The 22,660-nt window shown below is 72.6% G+C and carries 21 protein-coding genes and 1 pseudogene; 8 read left to right on the top strand and 14 right to left on the bottom strand.

The genetic code is table 11. The features are described from left to right. The 3 genes and pseudogenes from ACFYZE_RS33205 to ACFYZE_RS33195 all read left to right on the top strand — a co-directional run. A pseudogene (locus ACFYZE_RS33205) lies at positions 1 to 282 on the top strand (acetoacetate--CoA ligase); the annotation flags it as partial. Beyond that, positions 279 to 626 carry a DoxX family protein gene (locus tag ACFYZE_RS33200; RefSeq protein WP_389002452.1) on the top strand — a complete coding sequence of 116 codons (348 nt, stop codon included), beginning with the start codon at positions 279 to 281 and terminating at the stop codon, positions 624 to 626. The pseudogene ACFYZE_RS33205 and the gene ACFYZE_RS33200, both read left to right, overlap by 4 nt. Before the next feature lie 72 nt (positions 627 to 698). Next, positions 699 to 1,403, top strand: coding sequence for a hypothetical protein (locus ACFYZE_RS33195; RefSeq protein ID WP_389002449.1), 705 nt, complete (start codon positions 699 to 701; stop codon positions 1,401 to 1,403). A gap of 72 nt (positions 1,404 to 1,475) precedes the next feature. Here the strand turns inward: ACFYZE_RS33195 and ACFYZE_RS33190 are convergent, their stop codons facing one another. The 9 genes from ACFYZE_RS33190 to ACFYZE_RS33150 all read right to left on the bottom strand — a co-directional run bounded on the left by ACFYZE_RS33190 (position 1,476) and on the right by ACFYZE_RS33150 (position 12,656). Further along, positions 1,476 to 1,649 carry a hypothetical protein gene (locus ACFYZE_RS33190; RefSeq protein WP_389002446.1) on the bottom strand — a complete coding sequence of 58 codons (174 nt, stop codon included), beginning with the start codon at positions 1,647 to 1,649 and terminating at the stop codon, positions 1,476 to 1,478. Between the two features lie 179 nt (positions 1,650 to 1,828). After that, positions 1,829 to 4,051 carry an SWIM zinc finger family protein gene (locus tag ACFYZE_RS33185; RefSeq protein WP_389002443.1) on the bottom strand — a complete coding sequence of 741 codons (2,223 nt, stop codon included), beginning with the start codon at positions 4,049 to 4,051 and terminating at the stop codon, positions 1,829 to 1,831. After that, complete coding sequence (locus tag ACFYZE_RS33180) at positions 4,048 to 6,870, bottom strand: DEAD/DEAH box helicase (protein WP_389002440.1); 2,823 nt, start codon at positions 6,868 to 6,870, stop codon at positions 4,048 to 4,050. Before ACFYZE_RS33180 ends, ACFYZE_RS33185 begins: the two co-directional genes overlap by 4 nt. A 166-nt stretch (positions 6,871 to 7,036) precedes the next feature. Continuing rightward, positions 7,037 to 7,624, bottom strand: a complete 588-nt coding sequence (locus tag ACFYZE_RS33175; protein WP_389002437.1) for a sugar kinase — start codon at positions 7,622 to 7,624, stop codon at positions 7,037 to 7,039. Beyond that, positions 7,621 to 8,766, bottom strand: a complete 1,146-nt coding sequence (locus tag ACFYZE_RS33170) for an ROK family glucokinase (protein WP_263232823.1) — start codon at positions 8,764 to 8,766, stop codon at positions 7,621 to 7,623. Before ACFYZE_RS33170 ends, ACFYZE_RS33175 begins: the two co-directional genes overlap by 4 nt. A 91-nt stretch (positions 8,767 to 8,857) precedes the next feature. Further along, positions 8,858 to 9,652, bottom strand: a complete 795-nt coding sequence (locus ACFYZE_RS33165) for an ATP-binding cassette domain-containing protein (protein ID WP_389002433.1) — start codon at positions 9,650 to 9,652, stop codon at positions 8,858 to 8,860. Further along, positions 9,649 to 10,728, bottom strand: a complete 1,080-nt coding sequence (locus ACFYZE_RS33160; protein ID WP_389002430.1) for an ABC transporter permease — start codon at positions 10,726 to 10,728, stop codon at positions 9,649 to 9,651. The genes ACFYZE_RS33165 and ACFYZE_RS33160 overlap by 4 nt, the downstream gene beginning before the upstream one ends. Continuing rightward, positions 10,725 to 11,726, bottom strand: coding sequence for a sugar ABC transporter substrate-binding protein (locus tag ACFYZE_RS33155; protein WP_389002427.1), 1,002 nt, complete (start codon positions 11,724 to 11,726; stop codon positions 10,725 to 10,727). Before ACFYZE_RS33155 ends, ACFYZE_RS33160 begins: the two co-directional genes overlap by 4 nt. Positions 11,727 to 11,906: 180 nt before the next feature. Then, entirely contained in the window at positions 11,907 to 12,656 is a 750-nt protein-coding gene (locus ACFYZE_RS33150) for a GntR family transcriptional regulator (protein ID WP_389002467.1), read from the bottom strand. A 116-nt stretch (positions 12,657 to 12,772) separates the two neighbouring features. Between ACFYZE_RS33150 and ACFYZE_RS33145 the strand changes: the two genes are divergently transcribed. The 3 genes from ACFYZE_RS33145 to ACFYZE_RS33135 all read left to right on the top strand — a co-directional run bounded on the left by ACFYZE_RS33145 (position 12,773) and on the right by ACFYZE_RS33135 (position 15,967). Then, entirely contained in the window at positions 12,773 to 13,783 is a 1,011-nt protein-coding gene (locus ACFYZE_RS33145; protein WP_389002424.1) for a Gfo/Idh/MocA family oxidoreductase, read from the top strand. 328 nt (positions 13,784 to 14,111) lie between these two features. Next, positions 14,112 to 14,969, top strand: a complete 858-nt coding sequence (locus ACFYZE_RS33140; protein WP_389002421.1) for an NAD-dependent epimerase/dehydratase family protein — start codon at positions 14,112 to 14,114, stop codon at positions 14,967 to 14,969. A 110-nt stretch (positions 14,970 to 15,079) separates the two neighbouring features. Continuing rightward, positions 15,080 to 15,967 carry a LysR family transcriptional regulator gene (locus ACFYZE_RS33135; protein WP_389002418.1) on the top strand — a complete coding sequence of 296 codons (888 nt, stop codon included), beginning with the start codon at positions 15,080 to 15,082 and terminating at the stop codon, positions 15,965 to 15,967. A gap of 204 nt (positions 15,968 to 16,171) precedes the next feature. Here ACFYZE_RS33135 and ACFYZE_RS33130 read toward each other — a convergent pair whose 3' ends face one another. The 4 genes from ACFYZE_RS33130 to allB all read right to left on the bottom strand — a co-directional run bounded on the left by ACFYZE_RS33130 (position 16,172) and on the right by allB (position 20,301). Next, positions 16,172 to 16,567 carry a ribonuclease domain-containing protein gene (locus tag ACFYZE_RS33130; protein ID WP_263232819.1) on the bottom strand — a complete coding sequence of 132 codons (396 nt, stop codon included), beginning with the start codon at positions 16,565 to 16,567 and terminating at the stop codon, positions 16,172 to 16,174. 193 nt (positions 16,568 to 16,760) lie between these two features. Beyond that, positions 16,761 to 17,576 (bottom strand): AIM24 family protein, encoded by an 816-nt coding sequence (locus ACFYZE_RS33125; RefSeq protein WP_389002414.1) that lies wholly within the window; start codon positions 17,574 to 17,576, stop codon positions 16,761 to 16,763. A 207-nt stretch (positions 17,577 to 17,783) separates the two neighbouring features. Continuing rightward, complete coding sequence (gene alc, locus ACFYZE_RS33120; protein WP_389002411.1) at positions 17,784 to 18,899, bottom strand: allantoicase; 1,116 nt, start codon at positions 18,897 to 18,899, stop codon at positions 17,784 to 17,786. A gap of 61 nt (positions 18,900 to 18,960) precedes the next feature. Next, positions 18,961 to 20,301, bottom strand: a complete 1,341-nt coding sequence (allB, locus tag ACFYZE_RS33115) for an allantoinase AllB (RefSeq protein WP_389002408.1) — start codon at positions 20,299 to 20,301, stop codon at positions 18,961 to 18,963. Between the two features lie 233 nt (positions 20,302 to 20,534). Here allB and ACFYZE_RS33110 point away from each other — a divergent pair, with 233 nt between their 5' ends. Next, positions 20,535 to 21,341 (top strand): IclR family transcriptional regulator, encoded by an 807-nt coding sequence (locus ACFYZE_RS33110; protein ID WP_389002406.1) that lies wholly within the window; start codon positions 20,535 to 20,537, stop codon positions 21,339 to 21,341. Between the two features lie 67 nt (positions 21,342 to 21,408). On the opposite strand, the gene ACFYZE_RS33105 is transcribed toward ACFYZE_RS33110, so the two are convergent. Beyond that, on the bottom strand, positions 21,409 to 21,753 hold the full coding sequence (locus ACFYZE_RS33105) for a DUF5955 family protein (RefSeq protein WP_389002403.1): 345 nt from the start codon (positions 21,751 to 21,753) through the stop codon (positions 21,409 to 21,411). A 169-nt stretch (positions 21,754 to 21,922) separates the two neighbouring features. Between ACFYZE_RS33105 and ACFYZE_RS33100 the strand changes: the two genes are divergently transcribed. Then, complete coding sequence (locus ACFYZE_RS33100; RefSeq protein WP_389002400.1) at positions 21,923 to 22,522, top strand: NTP transferase domain-containing protein; 600 nt, start codon at positions 21,923 to 21,925, stop codon at positions 22,520 to 22,522. Positions 22,523 to 22,660 lie beyond the last annotated feature (138 nt).

Here is a 22,660-nt window from a genome sequence, read left to right as displayed (position 1 = left end):
GTCCTGGACGACTCCCTGCGCGAGAAGATCCACGACGCGATCCGCACCGGCGCCTCACCCCGCCACGTCCCCGACGAGATCCTCGCCGTGCCGGCCATCCCGCACACGAAGACCGGCAAGAAGCTCGAGGTCCCGGTCAAGCGCCTCCTCCAGGGCGCCCCCGCCGACCAGGTCCTCAACCCCTCCGCGGTCGACAACCCCGACCTGATCGCCTACTTCGCCGGCCTGGGCGCCGAACGCCGCCGGGCCCGCCGCCCGCACACCCCCGAAGGCGCCTCGTGAACCTCTCCGCCTCGCTGACCTGTCTCATCGCGTTGATCTTCGCCCTGCTGGGCGCGGCCAAGATTCTGGCCCTGGGTCCGATGCCCGAGCTGGCCGCCCACGCCGGCTTCACCACTGCGGCCTACCGGGTCATCGGCGGGCTGGAGCTGGCGGGCGCCATCGGCGTGGCCCTCGGCCCGGTCGTACCGCTGTGCGGCGGCCTGGCCGGTATCGGGCTGCTGATGCTGCTCGCCGGTGCCGTGACCACGCACGTACGCAAGGGCGACGGGCTGACCAAACTCCTCCCCGCGGTGACATGCTCTGCTTTGGTCGCCTGGTATCTCGTACTCCTCGCCGGCCTCTGACCCGTTCCGGGGGACTGTCGGCCTCCACTCGTCCTGTTAGCGAGCCCACGGCGGGGCTGGCAGACTGAACCTGTGGTTCCGCTGATGGTCGCGGCGGATCAGATCGCGTCCTCATCGCTTACCGGCGCCAGTGTGGTATCAGTCTGCGCACTGCTCTTCACCGTCGCGTCGTTCTGGTGGCTCAACGCCCGACAGGGACGTCTGCAGGCGTGGGAACCTCATTCCTTCGCGGCGATCGTCCACGGTTCCACGGCACGCCTAAGACTGCCGCTCGTCCTGCACAACACCGGTCCCAAACCGATCGTCGTGCAGGACCTCATCCTGACCTTCCCTCATGAGCCCGCCTCTCATCTGCCGCTCCTGTGGGTGTCCTCCACGTCCCGGCTCCAACCGGGGCCGGACGAGGAGACGAAGCTGCCCGCCGGATTCGTCGTGCCCGGCAGAGAAGCGCAACAACTCTTCCTCGAGTTCGAGGCACCGTTTTCCGGATTCCTCCCGGAGGCCCGTGACTACAAGGCCCAGCTCCAGGTTCGGGTCGGCCACCGCAAGGGTTGGCGCCCCCTGCTGACGTTCAGCTTGAGGGCCGCCAACATCATCGATCCAGATCGCTACACCGTCTACAACAACGCACCGGTCGAGCTGACGAAGGAAGATCAGAGGAGAGCGGACGCCGCGCTTCTCGAGCTGCTGGAAGAGCACGGGAACGGCTCCCCTCCGGGCGGCAGGAGACAGGGAGAGCCTCCGAATGACGAAGGTGACGCCGACACGAGCCGCTGACATCGCCGTCCGCCCTCTGACGTGAGCAGCGGTGGCACCGGCCCCGCCGGGCCACCACAGCCACCGCACCGATCACTCGCGCCAGTCGACGCAACCGGCCGCCGCGAGGTCCAGCACAATGTCCGTGATCATGTCCGTCTGGCCGCCGACCATCCTGCGCCGGCCGGCTTCGATAAGGATCGCTCGGGTGTCCAGGCCGTGACGGCGCGCCGCGGCAACGGCGTGCCGGAGGAAACCGGAGTACACGCCCGGCAGGGCAGACGGTCCCGTTCCTGGACCAGTACTGGCCCGACGCCAGGGTCCAGCAGGACCATCTGACCGGGGTCCAGGACCTGTTCTCCGGCAGCTCCACCCCCGGGAAGGTCCTCGCCAAGATGGACCAGGACTACGCCCATGGCTCCAACTGGTGCCTGGACGCCTCCAGGTCAGCCCTCCCCCGGCGCCCCGAGTCCGGTCAGGGCGCCGACCGGGTCCGGGTCGGGGGTGCCCCGGGGCCACCAGTCGTCGCGGCCCGGTTCCGACTCGTACGCGTACCACAGGCCGTCCTGGCCGAGACGGAGCTGGACATGGCCGTCGGGGTGGGTGAGGCGGTTGCGCCACGGGCGGAAGGCGGGCAGGTCCGCGGCCAGGAGAAGGGGGCGGGCGCGGTCGAAGCGGCCGGCCGGCGGGTCCCAGGGCTCCTCCAGTACGGCGAGGGCTTCCCTCCCGCCCTGCCGCCAGGCGGCGACCGCCCGCGCCAGGTCGGCCGGTGTCCGCTCGGTGGCGGCGGCCAGCGACGCGTACAGCGCCCGGCTTCCGGCGGTGAGGCCCGAGCCGGGGCGGGCGGCGGCGAGCCGTACCGCGTCCTGCCACAGCGTCAGTTCTCCCACCGGGTCCTGCCCGGTGGCCAGCAGGGCGTGCGCGCGGGCGGCGGCGTCCGTGGCGAGCTGGTCCAGCGCGAACGAGTCGGGGCCGCCGGGGGCGTCCGGGTAGACCGGTGGCTGCTCGGGGTGGGCGGGCGGGGGCAGGGGTGCCGGCAGCGGCGGCCGGGTGCGGCGAGCCAGGGCGTCCCGGGCGCGTATGCCTGGGGTGGGGGCGGGCCTGCGGTCCCGGTCGGCACGGGCCGCGCGGGCCGCGTTGCGCCGTGACAGGGCGTCGAGCAGGTCGCGCTCGCCACGGCCGCGCAGCAGGAGCAGGACGAAGGGGTCGCGGTCGAGCAGGTGGGCGGTCTGGTAACAGACGGCGGCCGCGTGCTTGCACGGGTGGCCGAAGTCGGGGCAGCTGCAGTGGGGTTCGAGGTCGCCGGCGCCGGGGAGCAGGCGGACCCCGCACTCGGCGAGGGACTGCGGCATCTGCTTGTCCAGCAGCGCGGCGATGTGCGCGGGCCGGTCCGCGGCGGCGTCCAGGAAGAGATCCCACTCCTCGTCGGAGAACGTCCTGAGCCGCACCTGCACGCGGTACGGCCGGGGCCGGCTGCCTTGCACGTACGCCAGCACGAGTCCCGGGGTGACGGTGATGGCGTCCACGTTTCCCCGCCCCGCATACGCCCTCCCCCGCGCCAGCCGCGCCGCGTCGAGGGCTCCTTCCTCCAGCGCGGACACCCAGGCGTTGCCCCACCACGTCTCGGCGAACCGGTCGCGGTCACGTACCGGACGGGCGGGCAGCGCCGCGAAGGTACGCCGCAGCTCGCCGTCACGGCCGGGGGCGGCCATGGACCGTGGGTAGCGGGGCGTTGCCGGGGGCGCGTCGGACGGCGTGCCGCGGGGCCCCGCGGACGGTTCGGGTGTGCCCTGCCGCGGCCGGGTGGACGGGCTCGCTGTCTCGTACGGGGAGGGCGGCGAGGGTGTGCCGCGCCGCTCGCCGGGCTCGCGCGCGGCGGACGCGCTCCCGCTCCGCGGTGCCGCTGACGCCGGCAGTTCGAAGGCCCCGGCGAGGAGCGCCCGTACGTCCCGGGCCTGGCGGCCGCCCGCCGGAGGACGAGTGCTGCGGCGGCCCCGAGCGCCCGTCGGCCTCGGTGCGGCGACAGCTCCCCGGAGGGCGGGGGTCTCCTCGGTGCCGGACGGCTCGGCGGCGCCCTCCTGGGAGCGGGCCGGCCCCGGGCTGCCGGACCGGCGCCGTACCTCGGCCGCCGTGGTGGCGCGGCTCTCCGTGCGTTCCCGTTCCGCTTGCTTCCGTGCCGTCCGCAACGCCTCGCGTGCGATGTCGCCGGGCCGCGTGGCGGGCGCGGTCCTTCGCGCGGCGGCCGGGGGTGCTGTGGCCGGTGGCGCGGTGGCCTCCGGCGATTCCGCCGGTTCCCCCTCCTTCGGCCACTCCTCCGGCTCGTCCGCCCGCCGGGTGCTCCGGCGCTCCGCGTTCGCCCGCCGCAGCGCCGCGCGCGCCGCATCGCCCGGCCGGGGGGTCGTCGGCTTCGCCTCCGACTCGGGGAGGGCGACATCCGCTCCCCCGGCAGGAGGCTGGGCCTCGGCGCGAGGCTCGGCCGCGGCAGAAGGCTCCGCACCGACGGGAGGCTCGGCCCCTGCGGGAGGTTCCACGCCTTCCGCCTCGCCGTGGATCCGCTCGCGCTGCTGTGCCGCGCGCAGCGCACGGCGGGCCGCGTCGGCGGGGCGCGTCGCGTGGTCGTCCCTCGGTTCCCCGCCCACCCGAGGGCGTTCCTGCCCCGCCCCGTTCATGCCGTCCTCCTCAGCGACACCAGGTCCGCCAGCTCGCGGTCCGTCAGTTCCGTGAGGGCCGACTCGCCCGAGCCCAGGACGGCGTCCGCCAGCGCGCGCTTGGCCTCGAGCATCTCCGCGATGCGGTCCTCCACCGTGCCCTCCGTGATCAGACGGTGGACCTGGACCGGCTGGGTCTGACCGATGCGGTAGGCGCGGTCCGTGGCCTGTTCCTCGACCGCCGGGTTCCACCAGCGGTCGAAGTGGACGACATGGCCCGCGCGGGTGAGGTTCAGGCCGGTGCCCGCCGCCTTGAGGGAGAGCACCAGGACCGGGGTCGCGCCGCTCTGGAAGCGGTCCACCATCCGCTCCCGGTCGGGCACCGGCGTGCCTCCGTGGAGCAGGTCGACGGGCACCGCGCGGGAGGCCAGGTGCGTGGTGATCAGGCGGGCCATGCCCACGTACTGCGTGAAGACCAGCGCCGAGCCGTCCTCGGACAGCAGGGTGTCCACCAGCTCGTCCAGCAGGGCGAGTTTGCCGGACCGCGCGGTGAGACCTCCGGTGGTCCTGGCGCCCTCCTTCAGATAGAGGGCCGGGTGGTCGCAGATCTGTTTGAGGGCGCTGAGGAGCTTGAGGACCAGGCCCCGCCGTGCGATGCCCTCGGCGGTCTCGATCGCCAGCATCGACTCCCGTACGACCGCCTCATAGAGCGCGGCCTGCTCGCGGGTGAGCGGGACGGGGTGGTCCGTCTCGGTCTTCGGCGGGAGCTCGGGCACGATGCCGGGGTCGGACTTCTTGCGCCGCAGCAGGAAGGGGCGGACCAGGCGGGCCAGCCGCTCCACCGCCTGGGGGTCCTCACCGGTCTCCACCGCCCGCGCGTGCCGGGCGCGGAAGGACTTCAGGGGGCCGAGCAGCCCGGGGGTCGTCCAGTCCAGCAGGGCCCACAGTTCGGAGAGGTTGTTCTCCACCGGTGTGCCGGTGAGCGCGACGCGGGCCGGGGACGGGATGGTGCGCAGTGCCTTGGCGGTCGCGGAGTAGGGGTTCTTGACGTGCTGTGCCTCGTCGGCGACGACCAGGCCCCAGGTCTGTTCGGCCAGCCGGGGTGCCGCCGTGCGCATCGTGCCGTAGGTGGTCAGGACGAATCCGCCGTCCACGTCGTCCAAGGTGCGCTCCGGGCCGTGGAAGCGGCGGACCGGGACTCCGGGCGCGAACCTGGTGATCTCCCGCTGCCAGTTGCCGAGCAGGGACGCGGGGCAGACCACCAGCGTGGGCTCGCGGCGCGCCCGGCGCAGATGCAGGGCGATGACGGTGACCGTCTTGCCGAGCCCCATGTCGTCGGCGAGGCAGCCGCCGAGGCCGAGGGAGGTCATGAGGTCCAGCCAGGCCAGGCCGCGCAGCTGGTAGTCCCGCAGCCGGGCGGCGAGGCCCGGGGGCGGATCCACCGGGCCGATGCCGGCCGTCAGCCGGTCCCGCAGGTCGGCCAGCGCACCGACCGGCACCGCTTCCACCGTCTCGCCGTCGACGTCCGCGGTCCCGGTGAGGGCGACGGCGAGCGCGTCCACCGGATCGAGCAGGCCCAACTCCCGCTTGCGGGCCTTGCGGACGAGCGCCGGGTCGACCAGCACCCACCGGTCGCGCAGCCGGACGACCGGGCGGTGGGCCTCCGCGAGGGCGTCCATCTCGGCCTCGCTGAGCGGATCGCCGCCGAGCGCCAACTGCCAGCGGAACCTCAGCAGTTCCTCGCTGTCCATGAAGCCCGTGCCGTCGGTCGCCGAGCCGGGCGCCGGCCGTACGACCGCCGTCGCGGTCAGGTCGTGTGCCAGGTCCCGGGGCCAGTGGACAGCGACGCCGGCCGCGCCGAGACGGGTGGCGGCGATGCCCAGCAGGTCGCTCAACTCGTCCTCGGACAGCGCCAGGACGCTGGGCACCTCCTGTTCGGCGAGCCGTTCCAGCGGGGGCCAGACCCGGGCCGCGCGGCGGACCGCGAGGGCCGCGTCCACGCGTGCGCGGGGGCCGAAGGCCGCGTCCGCCTCACCGGCCCACAGCGCGGCGGCGTCCACGACCAGCGTCGGGTCGGCGAGGCTGTGCACCTGCACGACCGCCGCACCGGCGCGGCCCGCTCCCTCGCCGCCGTCGAACAGGTCGTACGCCGACAGGTCCAGGCGCAGCGAGATCCGCACGCCGGCGTCCATGCCCGCGGCGACCTCGGCGGCCCACTCGTGCGCCTCGGGGAGCCGCTGCGGCTCCTCGGCCGCGAACGGCCTGCCCGCCGTGTGGGCGGCGGCCGGGGTGCGCGGCAGGGTGTCCGCGACCGCGTCCAGGAAGGACCTGACCAGGGCCTCGGGCTCGGGCAGCAGCAGGGGGCCCTTGCCGGGGAGCGGTACGGCATGGCCTTCGTACGGCAGGGCGGCGGCGATGGCCCTGAGGTGGGTGATGTCGTCCGGCTCCAGGGGTCCCGCCCGCCACGCGTCGTATCCGTCCGCGGTGAGCCCGGGCAGCAGCCGGCCGCGCGCGACGAGCCGCAGGGCGTGCAGGGCGGCCGCGCCCCAGCAGGCGGTCGCGGGATGGGCGGCGGGGGCGCGGCGGGCTCGCGCGAGCAACGGCAGGGCCTCGGTGAGGGGCAGGGTCACGGCGGGCACGGTGCTTCTGCGCGCTCCGGATCCGTGCGGCCGGACGACCGTCAGGTCCTCGGTGCCGTCCGACGGCAGCGGGCCGCCGTCCGGGTCCCAGAAGGCCACCCGGCTCCGGCGGGGCAGCGGCGCGGGCAGGAAGACCGCGGCCAGGCTCTCCCATGCGGGCGCCCGTCCGGGCGCGGCCGCCTCGGCCACCTGCTCCGCCATACGTCCGGTCACCTCCCGCCGCTCGTTCGTGTCAGTCGTCTCCGACTCTACGGGCGGGGTCTGACAATCGGCTCCGGCCGCCGGCCGGGCCCTGCCGGGGCGGGCCCGTCGGGGACCATCGGTCCTGGTTCACCGGCCGGGCGATCATCCGTCAGGGGATCACCCGTCAGGGGATGGTCCGCGACACCACGTACACCGTCGGGTGCTGCGGCAGGGACGTGTTCACGACGACGTCCAATGTGGGGGCCGGGTTCTTCTGCGCATGGGTCAGGCCGTGCCAGGGGCCCTGCCCGTTGAAGGACCAGTTGACGACGTGCTGGTCGCGCGTGCTGATGGCGATGTCGTTCGCCTTCAGCGAGGACCGGGTGGCCTTGAGGGTCGACAGGAACCGGTTCAGTCCGTCGTCGCTGGTGGTGAACTGCACGTACAGCCGGCTGGTCTTCCAGTTGTTCGTCTCGTACGACGCGATCTTCGTCGCGTCCGGCGGGATCCACACCTGGTACAGGTGGCGCTGCAGCCACGAGGGACGGCCGGGGACGAGGCCGGTAGCCGCGTACTTCGCCTCCTTGTCCTTGCCGCTGTTGCGGGACTGGTTGGCGGAGATGATCAGGTACCCGGCGGGCACGCCGATGAGCAGCACGATGATCAGGAGGGTCAGCGCCCGGCGGCGGATCGTGCGCCGACGGTCCTCCGGCGGGCGCGGCGGCTCACCCGGGCGTGACGACTGGCGCGGCAGTGAGGCGGCGGCCGTCACAGCAGTCCCTTGGTGGTGCGGCGTGACTCCGCGTACCGCTCGTAGCGCTCGTACCGCTCCACCCGGCGCCGGTTGGCGCGCCGGAAGCGGCGGGCCACCAGCCGGGCGAGGTCGGCGGCGCCGACCATGCCGGCCTCGGGGCCGAGCTGGGCGCGGGCGATACGCGCCTCGGGGCGGTAGCCGCGGCCGGTGAGGTGGCGCTTGAAGGCGTCCCGGGCCGGGCCGATCAGCAGGTCGTCGGCCGCGCTGACGCCGCCGCCGATCACGAAGCAGGACGGGTCCAGGGCGGCCGCCAGGTTCGCGATGCCGACGCCGAGCCACTGGCCGATGTCCTGGAGCAGCTCGACGCACATGGCGTCGCCCTCACGCGCCAGCTCGGTGATCATCGGGCCGGTGATGTCGGAGATGTTGCCCTTGACGTGCTCGATGATCCCGTACGCCACCGGGGAGTCGGCGGCGGCCAGCTCCCTGGCCTCGCGGACCAGGGCGTTGCCGGAGCTGTACTGCTCCCAGCAGCCGCGGTTGCCGCACGGGCAGCGGTGACCGCCGGGCACGACCTGCATATGGCCGAACTCGCCCGCGACCCCGTACTTGCCGCGCTTGACCTGGCCGTCCTCCAGGATGGCGCCGCCGATGCCGGTGCCGAGAGTGATCATGACGAGGTGGTCCTCGCCGCGGCCGGCGCCGAAGCGCCACTCGGCCCAGGCGGCGGCGTTGGCGTCGTTGTCGACCAGGACCGGAACGGCGAGCCGCTCGGCGAGACGGTCGCGCAGGGGCTCGTTTCGCCAGGACAGGTGCGGGGCGAACAGCACTCGGTTGCGGTCCGCGTCCACCCAGCCGGCCGCGCCGATGCCGACGGCGTGCACGTCGTGCCGGTCGGAGAGGTCCAGGACGAGCTCGACGATGGTGTCCTCGACGACCTTGGGGCTCTTGGACTTGTCGGGCGTCTCGGTGCGGAGCTTCTCCAGGATGTTGCCGTCGGCGTCGACGACGCCGGCCATCACCTTCGTGCCGCCGATGTCGATGCCGACCGTGGGGACGCGCGGCGCCGACAGGTGGGAACGGCGCTCGCGCGTGCCGACGGTCCGCAGGACGGTGGCCCGGGCGGAGCCGCGGTGGGTGAAGTCGCGGTAGGTGCTCACCGGCCCGATTCTGCCGCACGCGCGCGTCGGCCCGCACTGTGGGCTCCTTCGCCGCACTGGGCTCTTGGACCGAGCCCTGCGGGGGCGCCCGCTACGGGGCGCGTTCCAGCTCGTGGCGCAGATCGTCCAGCTCCTCACCGCCCGCCATCTGGCGTGTCAGCTCCTCCAGGGTGATCTCCTCACGGACGTGATGGGCGATCATCGTGCCGCGCTTGAGGAGGACGAACCGGTCGCCCACCAGGTACGCGTGGTGGGGGTTGTGGGTGATGAAAACAACACCCAGGCCCGCGTCTCGTGCGGCAGCCACGTATTTGAGGACCACACCTGACTGTTTGACGCCGAGTGCCGCCGTCGGCTCGTCCAGGACCAGGACCTTCGCGCCGAAGTACACCGCGCGGGCGATCGCCACGCACTGGCGTTCGCCGCCCGAGAGGGTCCCGATGGGCTGGTCGACGTCGCGCAGGTCGATCCCCATGCGCAGCAGTTCCTCGCGTGTCGTGCGGCGCATGAAGTCGACGTCCAGGCGCTTGAAGGGTCCCCTGCCCCTGCGGGGCTCGGAGCCGAGGAAGAAGTTCCGCCACACCGGCATCAGTCCCACGACGGCCAGGTCCTGGTGGACCGTGGCGATACCGCGGTCGAGGGCCTCGCGCGGGGAGGACAGGCGGGTCTCCTCGCCGTCGATGCGCAGCAGGCCGTCGTCGTGCCGGTGCAGCCCCGCGATGATCTTGATCAGGGTGGACTTGCCCGCGCCGTTGTCTCCGAGGACGCAGGTGATCTCGCCCTGGTGGACCTCGAGACCGACGCCTTCGAGGGCGCGGACGTTGCCGTAGTGCTTGCCGACGCCGGACAGCTCCACGAGTGCCGTGCGCGCCTGGGTCCGCGTCACTTGGTGGCCTCCGCACGCTTGCGGACCCAGGCGTTGAGCAGGGTCGCGAGGAGCAGCATCGCTCCGAGGAAGAACTTGAACCAGTCGGGGTTCCACTCGGCGAAGACAATGCCCTTGCTGGTCATGCCGAAGATGAACGCGCCGACCGCCGAACCGGCCGCGGACCCGTGGCCGCCGGTGATCAGGCAGCCGCCGATGACGGCGGCGATGATGTAGATCAGCTCGTTGCCGACGCCCTCCCCGGACTGCACGACGTCGTACGAGAACAGCAGGTGCTGCCCGGAGATCCAGGCGCCGAGCGCCACGCCCATGTACAGGCCGGTCTTGGTCCTGGCGACCGGGACGCCGACCGCGCGGGCCGCTTCCTTGTTGCCTCCGACCGCGAAGACCCAGTTGCCGGCGCGGGTGCGCAGCAGGATCCAGGAGGCGAGGGCGACCAGGGCGAGCCACCACAGGATGGTGATCTTGAAGCCGACGCCGCCGAGGGTGAGCGTGGCGGCGAACACGGCCCGCGCCGAGCTGAAGCCGTCCATGTCGGAGATCGACTTGGTGGAGACCGTGCCGCTGATCAGCTTGGTGAAGCCGAGGTTCATGCCGGTGAGCATCAGGAACGTACCGAGCGTGACGATGAAGCTCGGCAGCCTCGTACGGCTGAGCATGATGCCGTTGAAGGCGCCGACCGCCAGGGTGACCAGCAGCGACACCCCGACGCCGACCCAGACGTTCGCGGTCATCTGGTAGCTGAACATCGACGAGACGAGCGCGGAGAACGTCACCAGGACGCCCGCGGACAGGTCGAACTCGCCGCCGATCATGAGCAGCGCGACCGGGACGGCCATGATGCCGATCGTGGAGGCCGCGTACAGGACCGTGCTGAGGCTGGAGGCGCGCAGGAAGCTGTCGGCGGCGATCGAGAAGAAGAGGAAGACGGCGAGTGCGCCGACCACCGAGCCCAGCTCGGGCCGGCCGAGGAGCCTCTTCAGCGGTGAGGTCTTCAGGAGCCGTTCGTCGCGGGGCCGGCCGGGGCGCGGTTCCGCGTCGCGTTCCGGCGCGGAGGCCGGTGCGGAGGCGGTCATCGGGTCCCCCGCTTCGTGTACCGCTCGAGGGCGGCGGCCTGGTCCCGGGTGACGATCTGCGGTCCGGTCAGGACCGGCTTGCCGCCGCCGAGGACGTTCGCGTTGTACTTGTGGAGCCAGAGCTGGTCGACCGCCTCGTAGCCCTGGAGGTAGGGCTGCTGGTCGACGGCGAAGCCGAGGGTTCCGTCCTTCAGTTCTCCGGCCACCTTGGCGTTGAGGTCGAAGGTGTCGATCTCCGCCCGGCTGCCGGCGTCGGCCTTGGCCTTCACCGCGGTGTCGGCGTAGGGGGCGCCGAGGGTGACGACGGCGTCGACGGACGGGTCCGCCTGGAGCCGGGCGCCGACGGCGGACTGCACGTCGGGCATGTCGGTGCCGTTGACGTAGAGGTTCTCGACCGTGCCGTGGAAGGTCTTCCTGACGCCCGCGCAGCGCTGTTCGTGGCCGACGTTGCCCTGCTCGTGCAGCACACACAGGACCTTCTTCCTGCCGCGCCTGTCGAGCTCGTCGCCGACGGCCTCGCCCGCGACGGTCTCGTCCTGGCCGATGTGGGCGAGCGCGCCGAAGGCCTCGGACTGAGCGGACCCGGAGTTCACGGTGACCACCGGGATGCCGGCCTTCTCCGCCCGGGCGACGGCGGCCTTCAGCGCGTCGGGCTTGGCCAGCGTGACGATGATGCCGTCCACCTTCTGGTCGACGGCCGCGTCCACGAGCTGCGCCTGTTGCTGCGCCTCGGCGCTGTGCGAGTACAGGAAGTGGATGTTGTCCTTGACGGCGGCCTGCTTGGCGCCGCTCTGCACGATGTCCCAGAAGGTGTCGCCATCACCCGAGTGAGTGATCATCGCGAAGGTCCAGCGGGGAGTGTCCACCGCTGCCCTGCCCTGGACCGCGGCCTCGCGGGCGTCCTCGGCGCGCTTGCCGCCGTGGCTGCTGCACCCCGCTAGCGAGAGGCCGAGCGCTCCTGCGAGCGCGATGGTTGCCCAGGTTCTGGTCCGTGCCACGTGGCCGTGCCCTTCTTGCAAGATTCCTGCAGTTGCTTGGAATGACCAAGTATCGCCGACCGCTGATCGACGCCGCAGGTCAGGGCCTGGTAGGGGTGGGGACAAGGCCCGGGAGAAGGGTGGAGCACGGATATGGGGCGGGCACACGCGCGGGGGTGGGGCACCGCGTGCCCCGGCGGTTCAGGAGCGTACGAGCAGCTGGAATTCGAACGAGTAGCGCGAGGCGCGGTAGGTGTGGGTGCCGAACTCCACGGCGCGACCAGTGTCGTCGAACGTGGTGCGCTGCATGGTGAGCAGCGGGGCGCCCTCGGGCTCGCCGAGTCGTTCGCCCTCGAGGCGGCCTGCTGCGCGGGCCCCGATGGACTGCCGGGCGCTGTGCAGGGTGATGCCGGCGGCGCGCATCAGCCGGTAGAGGCCGGTGGCCTCCAGCTGGTCGCTGTCGAGGTCGAGCAGGCCGGTCGGCAGGTAGTTGCACAGATACGCCATCGGCTCGCCGTGCGCGAGGCGCAGCCGTTCGACCTGGCGCACCTCCATGCCCTCGGGGACGCCGAGCGCGGCGGCGACCTCGGCGGAGGCGGGCGCGAAGGTGTTGACGAGGACCCGGGTCGCGGGGCGCTGCCCGGCCGCCTCCAGGTCGTCGTAGAGGCTGCTCAGCTCCAGGCCGCGCTTGACCTGGCTGTGCACGACCTGGGTGCCGACGCCGCGGCGGCGCACTAGCAGGCCCTTGTCGACCAGGGACTGGATGGCCTGCCGGACGGTGGGCCGGGACAGGCCGAGCCGCCCGGCCAGTTCGATCTCGTTCCCCAGCAGGCTGCCCGGCGTCAGCTCGCCGTGCTCGATCGCAGCCTCCAGCTGCTGGGCCAGCTGGAAGTAGAGCGGCACCGGACTGCTCCGGTCGACGCTGAGCTGGAGCGGGACGGTGGGGTCCACATCTGGTTTCGGCACGGGGCGAGCGTAGCTCCGGCGCTTGTTGACGGGAAGTTGTGTAGTCCGGTTGTCCGGACAAAGCATTGACATAGTGGGGGGTACGCCCCCACTTTGGTCCCATGCGCATCGGACTGATCGGAGCGGGGCGTATAGGGACATATCACGCGGCTTCCCTCAGTCGTCACCATGAGGTGGGCTCGCTCATCATCACGGACGTCGACACCGCACGGGCCCGTCAGCTCGCGGACCGGCTGGGCGCGACGGCGGCGCCCGGCGTGGACGAGATCTTCACCTGGGGGGTGGACGCGGTGGTCATCACCGCGGCGACCGCGGCGCACGCCGAACTGATCGGCCGGGCGGCGCGCTCCGGGCTCCCCGTGTTCTGCGAGAAGCCGATCGCGGTGGACCTGCCGGGCACGCTGGCCGCGCTCGCCGAGGTCGACGCCGCCGGGACGGTGCTGCAGATGGGTTTCCAGCGGCGGTTCGACGCGGGCTACGCGGCGGCGCGGGAGGCCGTGAGCTCGGGCCGGCTCGGGCGGCTGCACACGGTCCGCGCGCTGACGGCCGACCAGGCGCCGCCGCCGGCCGCGTATCTGCCGGTCTCCGGCGGCATCTTCCGGGACTGCCTCATCCACGACTTCGACATCCTGCGCTGGGTGACCGGCCGGGAGGTGGCCGAGGTGTACGCGACCGGGTCCGACGCGGGCGGGGCGATGTACCGGGAGGCGAACGACGTCGACACGGCGGCGGTCGTGCTCACACTGCAGGACGGCATACTCGCCACGGCCACGGCGACACGTACGAACGGTGCCGGCTACGACGTGCGCATGGAGCTGGCGGGCGAGCTGGACACGATCGCCGTGGGGCTGGACGACCGTACGCCGATCGCGTCCACGGAGCTCGCCGGTCCGCCGGCCGCGGACAAGCCGTGGACGGGGTTCCTGGAGCGGTTCGCGTCCGCGTACGAGGCCGAGGTCGCGGCGTTCGTCGAGGTGGTGCGCGGCGAGCGCGCCAACCCCTGCGACGGCGGAGAGGCACTGCAGGCCCTGCGCGTCGCGGAGGCGTGCGCGCTGTCCCGCAGGGAGCGCCGACCGGTGCGTCTCGGGGAGATCCCGGGTGGCCGGGACTGACCGACGGCCGGGTCGGGTCCCGTCCGCGTGCGGTGGCGCGCCGGGTGCCGGGCCTGGCGCCGGCGGCGTGCGCCTTCGGCTGACGGCTGACGACTGACGGCTGCGGCTGACGACGGGCGACGGGCGACGGGCGAGGGCCGGTCGCCGACCGCGACGCGCGCACCGTGTCGACCGCAGGTCGGGTGCCAGGGCCCGCTCCCGGCCCCTCTGCCCTGTACTGATCCCCATCGGGCATCACAGCCGACCGAACAGGTCTTGGACGCCTGCCTCGGGTCCGGCGCACGCTGAACGCGACGCACTGGACCGGACGAAAGGCAACGCGATCGCGATGAAGGTTTTCCTCACCGGTGGTTCCGGTTATCTGGGCAAGGCGACGATCACCGCGCTGATCCGGCAGGGACACGCCGTCGAGGCACTGGCCCGCAGCGAACGCTCCGCGGAGGCGGTCCGCGCACTGGGCGCCGTCCCGGTGATCGGCGGGCTGGACGACCTCTACGTGCTCAACGCCGCCGCGGCTCGGGCACAGGCCGTCGTCCACCTGGCCCAGGCGGACAGCGGCGAGGCCGATCTGGCCGCCGCCGACGCCATGCAGGACGGCATCGGTACGGGGACGTACGTGCACACGGGTGGCACCTGGGTCTACGGCGACACCCACGGGGTGGCAGACGAAACCGCTCCCTGGAACCCGCCCGCCCTGGTCGCCTGGCGGCGACCCGTCGAGGAGGCCGTCCTCCAGCGGGCGGCGCGCGGCGGACGGCCCGTGGTCGTCCGGCCCGGGCTGCTCTACGGCGGAGAGAACCGGCTGATCGACATGTTCTTCACCGCGCCCGGCAAGCAGGCGGGCGCCATTCCCTACATCGGCGACGGCACCAACCACTGGGCGCTGATCCACGTCGACGACATCGCGGAGCTCTACGTCGCCGCCCTGAAGGCGAAGGCCGGTTCCGTCTACGTCGGCGTGGGCGGAGTGAATCCCACGGCCAAGGATGTGGCGCTGGCCATCAGCCGGTCGGCCGGAATCGACGGGAAGACGGAGTCGATCTCCCTGGCGCAGGCGCGGAAGCAGATGGGCCCCATCGCGGACGCCTTCGCCCTCGACCAGCAGCTGACCCCGTCCCGCGCTCGCACGGAGCTGGGGTGGACGCCCCACCACACCGACCCGCTGGCGGTCCTCGCCCGCGGCTGACATCCCGCGGTCGATGCTCGGCGCCGGATGGGCATGCACCCTCTCTCGGCGGCGCGGCCGGCACGGTCGGAGGTAGATTCATCTGAAACGGACACGGGCGGTGCGGAGCGGTGGACGTCGACCTGCGGAAGCTCAGGTACTTCGTGGCGGTGGCCGAGGAACTCCACTTCGGCCGCGCCGCCGAACGCCTGCACATCGCCCAGCCGGTTCTGTCCCGGCAGATCCGCGCCCTCGAGGAGGAGCTGCGCGCTGAGCTGTTCGTCCGTGACCGCCGCGGCACGATGCTCACCCCGGCGGGCGAGCAGTTGCGGGAGGAGGTACCTCCGCTCCTCGCCGCGTCCGAGGCACTGATCCGGCGGGTCACCTCCGCGGCCAGGGGCACGCCCACCTTCACGATCGGCTTCATGCCCGGCATCACTGTGACGTCCGCGGTGCGCGCCCTGACCTCGCGCCGCCCGGGGCTCAACGTGCGGCTGCTGCGCACGAGCTGGGTCGACCAGGTGGAGGTGCTGCACGACGGCCGGGCGGACGTGAGCATCGTCCGGCTGCCGATCGACCGACAAGGTCTCCAGGTGGTGCCGTTGTTCCAGGAGCCCCGGGTCGTCGTCCTGCCTCTGGACCACCCCCTGGCCGGCAAGCAGTCGGTGGCCATCGCGGACCTGGCCGCCGATCACCTGCTGCAGGACCCGGACGCGGTGCCGGAGTGGCGCGACGTCGCCCTCGAGATGCGCGAGCGGGACCGGCCCGCAGTGCCCGAGATCCATCAGGTCGAGGAGAAGCTGGAGCTCGTGGCCTCCGGAGCCGGAGTCTGTGTGATCCCGCTGTCCACGGCCGGCTTTTACACGCGCCCGGACGTCGTTCCCGTACCGGTCGAGGACATCGGCCCCAATCACGTGTGCCTGGCGTGGATGGCCACCCGGCGTTCCCCGCTCATCCGCGAGTTCGCCGAGGCGGCTTCGGACATCGCGCCTCCCCGGTCCGACGCGATGCCGCGGTGACCGGGACGCGGTCACGCCGTCACCCGGCGATCTCCTCCCGGAGCCTGCACGCCGGGCACCGTGCGCCCTGGGGCCCCGCTTGCCCCTGCGGCCCCTTGTCCCTTCGGCCCCGCTTGTCCCTGCGGACGTCTTCTGGTCGAGCTCCCCGGAGAGCCGGGGCCCGGCTGAGTGCGGACCGGACCCCGGCTCCTGGTGACCGCTCGGTCAGCAGCCGAAGTCGATCAGGTCGAACGTCGCGTAGTGGTCCGAGGTGTAGTAGTCCTCCTGGTACTCCTCGCCCGTGACGATGCGGCGGGCGCCACGCGTGGAGGAGCCGGGGGTGATGACGGTGTACTCGTGGTAGTAGCCGTAGGACTGGCCGGGGAGTACGCCTTCGCGGTTGGAGAAGACGGTGCCGTCCTGCGAGTACGGGAAGGGGCCGCCCTGGTCGATCAGGTCGAGGGTGTCGTGGGCCTGGGACGGCAGGTCGCTGTAGCAGATGCTGCCGACCGAGGTGGCGGCGGCGTCCGCCGTGGTGGCGGAGACGGTGCCGCCCATGAGGAGGGCGGACAGGAGCGCGGCTGCGGCGCCGATGCGGGTGGCGCGTGTGGGGGTTCTCATGGCGGCATGATGACGCGCGTAGATAGTGGCATGTCAATGACAATCAACGAGATTTCCACGTCAAGTGCCATCTGTTTTCGGCGAGTTAACCTGCCGCCCGCCGTCCGGGCCGACCCGCCGCCCCGGACTCCCGGGGCGGCGGGCGGTTGCGGACCCGACGGTCGGCCGCCCGCCGGAAGGTCGGTTGCCGGGCTCACCCCGCGTGGGTCGAGAACAGTCCGCCGGTCGGCCCCTGCTTGTCGCCTCCCTGCGCCTTCTTCAGGGCGTTGGCGAGGCTCTCGATGGTCAGGGACTGCAGGATGACGCGGCCGTTGCCCTCCAGGGTCGCCAGGGACAGGCCCTCGCCACCGAAGACCATGTTCATGATCCCCTGGCGGTTGAGGCCGCCAACGCGCTGGACGCCGTACTGGATGCCCTCCTCGAAGGCGACGACGCACCCGGTGTCGACCTCGATGCGGCCGCCGAAGTCGGTGGGGTTGAGGTCGATGAAGTTGCCCGCGCCCGCGATGATCACGGTGCCGTGCCCGGTGAACTTCTCCAGGACGAAGCCCTCGCCGCCGCTCATGCCGGTGCGGCCGCCGGCGAAGGCGATGCCGAAGTCGACGGTCGACTCGGCGGCCACGAAGGCGTCCTTCTCCGCGAACCACGCGCGCGAGCCGTCCAGTTCGAGCGCCCGCATCTCGCCGGGCAGCACGCCCGCGAAGCCGACGGTGCCCTCGCCGCCCTGCGCGGTGAAGTACTGGAACGCCAGCGACTCGCCCGCGAGCGCGCGCTGGCCGACCTGCATGGCGGTGCCCATGGCCTGGCGCAGGAGGCCGCCCATGCCGCCGCCGGCTCCGCCCTGGGGCCGGTCGCCGCCGTTCGACGGGCCGGACAGGCGGGTCTCCATGGTGACGTTCGTGGTCTTGAAGAGGAACTTGCCCGCCTCGCAGTACACGGTCTGGCCCGGGTGCAGGTTGACGACCGCCATCTGCATGGCGTTGCCGACGATTTCTTGCTGAAGAGTCACGCGAGGAGAACGCGACGGGCGGGGCGAAGAGTTCCGGCCGCTCGAGGACGTTCCCGTTCGCCGCCGGCCTGCCGACGCTCCGGCCGGGGTCGTACAGGTGCACGCGGCGTGAGGCGCGGGCGCGCACCGGTGCCGTCCGCCCGGCTGCGTCCCGGGCGCCGTGACAGCCCCAGCCGTGGCCGGTGCCCCACGCGCGCGTGGCGTGTGTCAGCCGCCCAGCTCCTGGTGGCGCGCCGCCAGCCGGTTCGCCCCGTCCTGTGTCAGGGAGCCGTGCAGGCGCAGGCGGGCGATGCCGCCGTCCGGGTGGATGTCCACGCGCGCGTGGGTGCCGATCGCCGGGGCCGGGAGGGCGAAGCGGTGGTTGGTGTCCGGCTGGAGGCGGGTGCGTGGGAGGATCTCGCGCCACTCGCCGTCCTCACCGTCCTTGACCGAGACCGACGCCCAGCCCGCCGCGTTGCCCTTCAGGTAGGCAGTGTCGATCTCGATCGCCCGGATCTGCGCCTGCGCCGCCAGCCGGTAGCGGATCCAGTCGTGACCCCGGTCGCGACGGCGCCGCGTCTCCCAGCCGTCGTCCATCTTGCGGGAGCGGCCCGGCCGGATGGTGTTGGTGGCGGGTGAGTAGAAGAGGTCGGAGGCGTCCTCCACCTGCCCCCCGTTCTCCAGGGCCACCACGTCGAAGGTGCCGAGCACCTCCAGCCACGCCGGGTCCGGCACCACCTCGCCGTGCACGCGCAGGCGTGCGATGCCCCCGTCGGGGTGCTGGTTGAGCCTGAGGTGGGTGAAGCGCTGCTCCACGTCCACCACGAAGCCGTTGGCCGCGTGACCGCCCACGGGGGTGCGTGGCACCAGCGTCGTCCACTTCACGTCGTCCCCGAGCAGTTCCTCCGGCGACGGGGAGCCGGCGACCGACGTGCCCTCGACGGACACCGCCTGCGGGTAGTTGCCCCGGAAGTGGGCCGTGTCGACGACGACGCCCCGTACGACGCCGGGTGCGCCGAGGCGTACCAGCGCCCAGTCGTGGTCGTCCTGTGCGGGCCACGGGTGCCCGGCCGAGGCGCCCCGGCGGCGGCGCGTCTCCCAGCCGTCCATGACCTTGCCCTTGTGCCCGAAGTGCTCGGGGTCGAACTCGGCGCGTCCGGGGACCAGGAGGTTCTCGCGCTCGGCGAAGAACTCGTCGTTGGCGGCGATGACCCCGGCCCCGAGCCGGCGGTCGGCGAGGTCGGCGTACCGGCTGAAGGGGAAGTCGGCGGTGCGGTAGTCCGCGTAGGGGTCCCCGCCCCGGTAGGGGTTCGCGTCGCCCGTGAAACTCGGAATCGCCGTCACGGTGATCAGTTCTTCCTTTCGGGGTCGGCCGCTGCGGGCCGCGGGAGTGGATGCGGGCGGTTCAGTCGGTCCTGCCGAGCAGTCGCCCCTTCGGCCCGGTGAACTCGCCGTTCGCCATGATGCGTTCGCCGCGCAGCCAGGTGGACCTGACGACGCCGTGCAGGGTCCTGCCCGCGTACGCGGTGACCCGGTTGCGGTGCTGGAGGGCCGCCGGGTCCACGGTGAACGTCTCCTCGGGGGCCAGCACGGCGAAGTCCGCGTCGTGGCCCGCCGCGATGGCGCCCTTGCGGCCCTGGAGCCCCACCAGCCGGGCCGTGCGCTCGGACATCCAGCGGACCACGTCCTGCAGGCCGCGCCCCCGCCTGCGCGCCTCGGTCCACACCGCGGCCAGACTCAGTTGCAGGCCCGAGATGCCGCCCCAGGCGGTGGCGAAGTCGTCGGTCTTCAGGTCGGCGGTCGACGGGGAGTGGTCGGTGACGACGCAGTCGATCACGCCGTCCGCCAGCGCCTGCCACAGCAGGTCCTGGTTGGCGGCCTCGCGGATGGGCGGGCAGCACTTGAACTCGCTGGCCCCGTCGGGGACTTCCTCGGCCGTCAGGGTGAGGTAGTGCGGGCAGGTCTCCACCGTGATCCGTACGCCCTCCGCCTTGGCGGCGGCGAGCAGGGGCAGCGCGTCGCTGGAGGAGAGGTGCAGTACGTGCACGCGCGCGTTGAACCGTTTCGCCTGGTCGATGAGGTGCGCGATGGCCGTGTCCTCCGCGTGCCGGGGCCGGGAGGCGAGGAAGTCAGCGTACCGGGGACCGCCCTGCTGCGGGGCGGCGGCGAGGTGGCGCGGGTCCTCCGCGTGCACGATCAGCAGTCCGTCGAAACCGGCGATCTCGGCCAGGGAGCGGGCCAGTTGCTCCTGGTCGAGATGCGGGAACTCGTCCACGCCCGACGGTGACAGGAACGCCTTGAAGCCGAAGACGCCCGCGTCGTGCAGCGGCCTGAGGTCCTTGAGGTTGTCGGGCAGCGCGCCACCCCAGAAGCCGACGTCGATGTGGGCCTTGCCGGCCGCGACCTCCTGCTTGGTGCGGAGGTGGGCGACCGTCGTGGTCGGCGGCACCGAGTTGAGCGGCATGTCGATCAACGTGGTGATGCCGCCGGCCGCCGCCGCGCGGGTGGCGGTCCAGAAGCCCTCCCACTCGGTCCGGCCCGGGTCGTTGACGTGCACGTGTGTGTCGACGAGGCCGGGCAGCAGGACGTCGTCGCCCAGGTCCTCCAGCCGGGCCCCGGCCGGTGCGGCGGCGTCGTACGGCAGGACGGCCGTGATCGTGCCCCCGGCGACCGCGACCGACGCGGCGCGCGTGCCCTCGGGGGTGATCACGCGCGTGGAGCGCAGCACCAGTTCAGCGTCGGACACCCGGGCCCCTCTCTGCCGCCGTCCCGCTTCCGGTCGGCTTCCGGATGACGGGATTTACATCCGCGTAACGGAATTCAACGTTCTGTTGAAGGAGTCTTCCCTCCCGCACCCTCGCCGTCAAGGGCACAATTCCTCCTGACACCCTCGCTGTACCGGCTACGGCGAACCCTGGACGTTTCCGTGTAGCGGAATTAGACTTCCAGATCGCAGAACGCAGCCGAAAGGAACGCGCCGTGCCGCCGTCGACGTCCAGCGCCAGCGACGCCCCCGCCAAGTCCGCCGCGAGCGGTGGTGTCCAGTCCCTCGAGCGCGCCTTCGACCTGCTGGAGCGGATGGCGGACGCGGGCGGCGAGGTCGGGCTGAGCGAGCTGTCCGGCAGCAGCGGCCTGCCGCTGCCCACGATCCACCGCCTGATGCGCACCCTGGTGGCCTGCGGGTACGTGCGCCAGCAGCCCAACCGCCGTTATGCGCTCGGCCCCCGGCTGATCCGGCTCGGCGAGTCGGCGTCCCGGCTGCTGGGCACCTGGGCCCGGCCGCATCTGGCGCGTCTGGTGGAGGAGACCGGCGAGACGGCGAACATGGCGCTGCTCGACGGGGACGAGATCGTGTACGTGGCGCAGGTGCCCTCCAAGCACTCGATGCGGATGTTCACCGAGGTGGGCCGGAGGGTGCTGCCGCACTCCACCGGCGTGGGCAAGGCCCTGCTGGCGAGCACGCCGGACGACGAGGTGCGCGCCCTGCTCGCCCGTACGGGCATGCCGGCCGCGACCGAGAAGACGATCACCACCCCGGACGCGTTCCTGGCCGCGCTGGAGGAGGTGCGCCGACTCGGGTACGCGGTCGACGACAACGAGCAGGAGATAGGGGTCCGCTGCCTCGCGGTGTCGGTGCCCGACTCCCCCACGGCCGCCGCGATCTCCATCTCGGGCCCGGCCGGCCGCGTCACCGAGGCGGCGACGGAACGGATCGTGCCGGTGCTCCAGCAGGTGGCGGCGGAACTGTCCCGGACTCTGGCGGCCTCGGGCGGCCCGGCCGCCTGAGGCGACCTGGCATCACCCACATCTCGGCCGGCCCGTCCCTCAGACACTCCCTCTCCACTAGGCCCTGTCAGGCCCTGTCGCCGAACTCCCGCGTGCCGCGCGGCGGCTCCCCGAACAGTTCGACCGCCTTGCGGACCTCCGTCAAGCCCCTGGTCAGCGCGCTGACCGAGCCGATCGCTCCCGCGATCAGCAGCAGGGAGCGGCGCAGGCGGGGGATCTCGGGAACGCCGCCCGTGGCCATCGCGGCGAGTGCGGCCAGTTCGTCCTCGGCTATCAGCCGGTCGGGAAACTCGGCCGGATGTGCGGCGAGTTCACGGCGCAGTCTCGACACGGCGGTACGCAGTTCCGCCACTCTCGGATCCTCTTCGCTGCCGGTCACTGGCCTCTGTCCCAAGCTCCGCACCACAGCCATCCCCCTCGAAACGCCGTTGTGCTCGTGCGTCCCCCGGTGTCCCGGGCGTGGTCGGGCGCCGGGGACGCGGGCCAGTAAACGCCACCGGGCGCGCCGGACGCCACCGTGCGGACGGAAATTCAGCCCCGGGAAACCGTGCGGTGGGCACCGGGTCAGGTAAGCAGGACGTATGACAGGAAACGAAGGGCGGATCGCCGGGCTGCTACTAGCGGCAGGCGGGGGGCGGCGCCTCGGCGGGCAGCCCAAGGCGCTGCTCGAACACCGCGGGCGCCCGCTGGTGGAGCACGCGGCGGGGGTGCTGCGCGCGGCCGGATGCGGCCGCGTCCACGTGGTGCTGGGAGCGGCGGCCACCGCCGTACGGGAGCGCGCCGATCTCACCGGCTGCGTATCGGTGGACAACCCGGACTGGGAAGAGGGTATGGGCTCCTCGCTGCGGGCCGGGCTCGCATCGCTCGCCGGGACGGGGGCGCGGGCGGCCCTGGTCCTGCTCGTCGACCAGCCCGGCATCGGGCCGGAGGCGGTGGCTCGGGTGCTCCGCGCGTTCCGGGACGAGGAGTCGCTGGCCTCGGCCGCGTACGAGGGGGTACGCGGGCATCCGGTCCTGCTCGGCTCGGCCCATTGGGCCGGTGTCGCCCGGACCGCGGCCGGCGACCGTGGGGCACGCGCCTATCTGAAGACGCACGACGACGCCATGACGCGCGTCGAGTGCGGGGACGTGGCACAGGCGTACGACATCGACACGGCGGCGGACCTGGCCCACCTTGAGTGAGCGGAGTGGCACCGAGCGCCACCTTGCCTCGACGCGGAGAATCTCGACATCAACAAACCATTGAACTTCCACTATGAGGAAACTAGTATCCACTGATCAGAAGCGCTCGACCGCTCCCCAGGCGCCGCCGGCCGCGTA

It is taken from the genome of Streptomyces sp. NPDC001796 (assembly GCF_042892355.1).
Lineage (GTDB): Bacteria > Actinomycetota > Actinomycetes > Streptomycetales > Streptomycetaceae > Streptomyces.
The sequence above is the reverse complement of the archived record's forward strand: the minus strand, read 5'-3'. Positions and strand labels throughout refer to the sequence as shown.